This is a genomic window from Ectobacillus sp., assembly GCF_056992975.1.
In genome coordinates, this window is record NZ_JBXKMX010000304.1 from 1 (window position 1) to 3802 (window position 3802).

Annotated in this window: 3 protein-coding genes; all 3 read right to left on the reverse strand. The window is 35.5% G+C overall.

Features of this window, described 5'->3' with window-relative positions; translation table 11 throughout:
• Positions 1-845, reverse strand: an 845-nt coding sequence (locus AC11ZT_RS13735; RefSeq protein WP_484060140.1) for a GDP-L-fucose synthase family protein, incomplete at its 3' end; no start/stop codon positions are given.
• Positions 846-936: 91 nt separating this feature from the next.
• On the reverse strand, positions 937-2319 hold the full coding sequence (locus AC11ZT_RS13740) for a sugar phosphate nucleotidyltransferase (RefSeq protein WP_484060141.1): 1383 nt from the start codon (positions 2317-2319) through the stop codon (positions 937-939).
• Positions 2320-2827: 508 nt separating this feature from the next.
• The coding region (locus AC11ZT_RS13745) for a glycosyltransferase family 4 protein (RefSeq protein WP_484060142.1) at positions 2828-3802 on the reverse strand (975 nt) is incomplete at its 5' end.

A 3802-nucleotide genomic window follows, 5' to 3' on the forward strand; every position in this document is an offset into this window, starting at 1 on the left:
TGTACATCGAGACATCTTCGAGGTTGACCGTCAGGCTTCTGAGAATCCCAGCGAATTTGACCTTTAAAACCTGTTTGAGTGGCAATTAACTCCACTAAGTCTTTAATTGAAATCTCTGTTCCTGTACCGATGTTTACGGGTTCATCCCCGTTATAACTCGCTGCAGCCATCAAAATCGCTTCAGCTGCATCTTCAACAAATAAAAACTCTCTCGTTGCCTTCCCGCTCCCCCAAACCGTAATATAATCTTTTCCCTGTTCTTTCGCCTCCATACATTTCCGTATTAGAGCTGGAATTACATGAGAAGTCTCCAAATCGAAGTTATCACGAGGCCCATACAAATTTACAGGAAGAAGAAAAATAGAGTTAAAATTATATTGTTGCCTATATGCCTGACTCTGAACTAGCAGCATTTTCTTAGCCAAACCATAGGGGGCATTTGTCTCTTCGGGATATCCATCCCATAAATTTTCTTCCTTAAAAGGAACAGAAGTAAACTTAGGATAAGAGCATATTGTTCCACAAGCCACGAATTTTTCTACATTTTCTACTCTAGCTGCTTCCATCAGATGAATCCCCATTGATAAATTATCATAGAAAAATGACCCTGGATATTTTCTGTTAGCTTCAATCCCACCAACCGAAGCAGCTAAATGAATGATCACATCGGGCCTTGTTTCCTGTATCAGCATCATAGCTGTTTGTGGATTACGTAAATCATATTGTCTGCTGCGCGGTACAATAATTTGTTTGCAACCTAATTCCTTCAACCGTTCCACTACATGAGAACCAAGAAATCCTGCACCTCCAGTTACCATCACTTTCTTATTTTCCCACTGTTTCATTTATATTCCTCCAATATACATAGTTGCTTAATTGTATATGAACAAAGTGAATCTTGACAGTAGTTACCCGCTAACTTAAATTCAAAGAAATTCACTTATTTCTTATTGATTTCTTCATTTCTTCCCATGACATAAATAAACGAACAATATCTTCTTCTTCAAGTTTACTCCCCATCTGAACCTCGATAATTTCAAGGTCTTTGATTGCCCTGATACCATGTTTTGCACCAAGTGGTATGTGTAACACATCACCCAGTTTTACATACGACAATTCGTCATCTAGAACGAATTCGCCTTCACCTTCAACAACCGTCCATACTTCGCTTCGCTTATGATGATATTGATAGCTAAGATTTTTTCCTGCAAATACACATAATCGCTTTGTCAGCGCTTCTATTCCTTCGGTAGATTTTTTATAATCCAAAACTCGATACCAACCCCAACGGCGTTCCTCGAACATAGGCCGTTGTCCTAAATCTTTTACTATCTCTTTGACATGATGACTTGTGGATTTATCGGTAACTAAAATACCATCGGGGCTTGTTGCCACAACCATATTCGAAGTACCTAGTACAACTACGGGAATATCTAATTCATTAATTAAATGCGTGTTGATGCAATCATCACTCATCGATCCTTTGCCAATGATATTTGCGTGCATATCCTCAGTTAACGTATTCCAGGTTCCTAAGTCCTTCCAATAGCCCTTATACGGAATAAATGCAACCTTCTCGGCCTTTTCTACAATTTCATAATCAAAGCTTATTTTTGGCAGCCTCTCATAGTGCCTTATTATCTCATCATACTGAGTCGGCAGACCTCTTTTTTCTAGCTGGTTAATCATATAACCCAGTTTAAATGCAAAAACACCGCAGTTCCATAGAGCATGTTGTTCAATCAACTGCTGCGCTTGCTCTTCTGTCGGTTTTTCCTTAAAACCTTTTACATTTATATATGTTTGTGATTGCTGGTTATTCCTTTCAGCATTGTCAGGAATGATATAACCATATTTCGTTGAAGCATAGGTAGGATTTACACCGATTAGAACAATATCCATACCTGATTGTTTAATGACATCCTCTAAATCTTTGACCTTATCAAAAAATTGATTTTCCACAAAAGGATCAACAGGCATCACAGTGATTACTTCATTTAGATTAACACCAATGATTGAATACAAATATGTCGCTGCTAATATGATTGCCGGAAAAGTATCTCTTCGCTCCGGCTCTATGATTAATGGTATTTGGGTTCCTAATTGATTTTGAATAATATCTACTTGTGTTACACTCGTAGAAATGTAAGAAATGTCCAATAATTGATTCAAATCTAATTGTCGCCACAGTCTCTGAACCATGGATTCTAACTTATTCCCTGGACATGTTAACATCTTTAAAAACTGTTTTGATCTAGAATCATTGGAAAGCGGCCATAATCGTTTCCCTGAACCTCCCGATAACAATATAAGTTTCATATTATACACCTCGATGCAAACTATTAATTGAAATTCTTTCCTCCAGTTAAGATATGTGTATAGGCTATATTATGCAACGGGTAAAAAACACATATTGTACGTTTGATTCATACGGGAATACCATCAACTTGGATACATGGTTACGGTAGCTACTTCAGCAGCTTAGTGAAATTTAAGCACTATAGAATTTGAACAGTTTAATTCGATTGTTATTAGAGAGGCTATGTTCCGAATACCCAAGAGGTTTTGTTTCAGAAATGAATGGGGCGATACATAAATCTCGTACTGAAAATAAAAAATAAACAATACTAGTTTAAGATTTGGCACTATGTATCTCTCGATTCGTGATTTACTTAGCAAATGACTTTCTATGGAAGCTGCTATGTAAAGATGGGGACTGGTCCCCACCATCTGGAATTTAAATTCTGAGGAGTCGCTGGAAATAGGAAAGATTACATATATTCTTATTAGATATCTTTAAGAGCATTTAGCAAGCACGCTAACAGATTTAGGATTCCAGAACCCTTTTGAATACCTCTAATGTGGATTTAGAGCATTTCTCCCAAGAAAATTTTTCAGCTTGATTTATACCTTTGTTTATTAACTCTGTTCTTGTTTGTTCATTAAGCACTTCTAATATTTTTAAAGCAATATCTTCAGGGCTAGTGGGATCAAACAGTAAGGCGCAATCTTCTACAACTTCTGGAATGCTACCAGCATTTGAACAAACGATTGGAGTTTTTGTTCGCATAGCTTCAACTAATGGAATTCCAAAACCTTCAAAAAGAGAAGGGAATACCAAAAATTTTGCGTTCCTATATACATAGGGCATCTCTTCTTGAGGAAGATAACCTAAAAATTTAATTTGTTCCGACAAATCATTTTCTTTTATGAAATCTATAATGGATTTTTGTGCCTGTTGTTCGAAACCGGTAAAAACCATATTAATTTTTACATTGAACTTTTTCTTAAGGAGTACCATAGCTTTAAGTAGATTAATATGATTTTTATGTTTCCAAGTATTGGCTGGATAAAATCCGTATTCATAATTTGATAATTGATATTTTTGAATAACCCTCTGATTGATTTCATCATTATGATTTAAATAAAATTCTTGAGATGAATCTAAATGGATGGAATACACTTTATTTTCAGGAATTTTATACTTTTCAACCATTGTTTTCTTAGAATACTCCGATATTGTAAGGACTGCATTACAAGTCTTTGCAGAGTATTCATAATGTTCATTTCTCCACTGCAAGACATAGGGTTCAAAAAATTCGGGGTAGAATTCATGTTGTATATCAGGAATAGTTACAACACTTGGAACATTAATATGCTTTGGTTCCAAAACTAACATGGGACAAAACCAAATATCAATTTTCAACGTATGAATCCAAATGTATAATTGCATATTGTTATCTATATTTTCATTTATAAGAATTTTACGCATTTTGCTATTATTTTCAACGAATGTATCTAT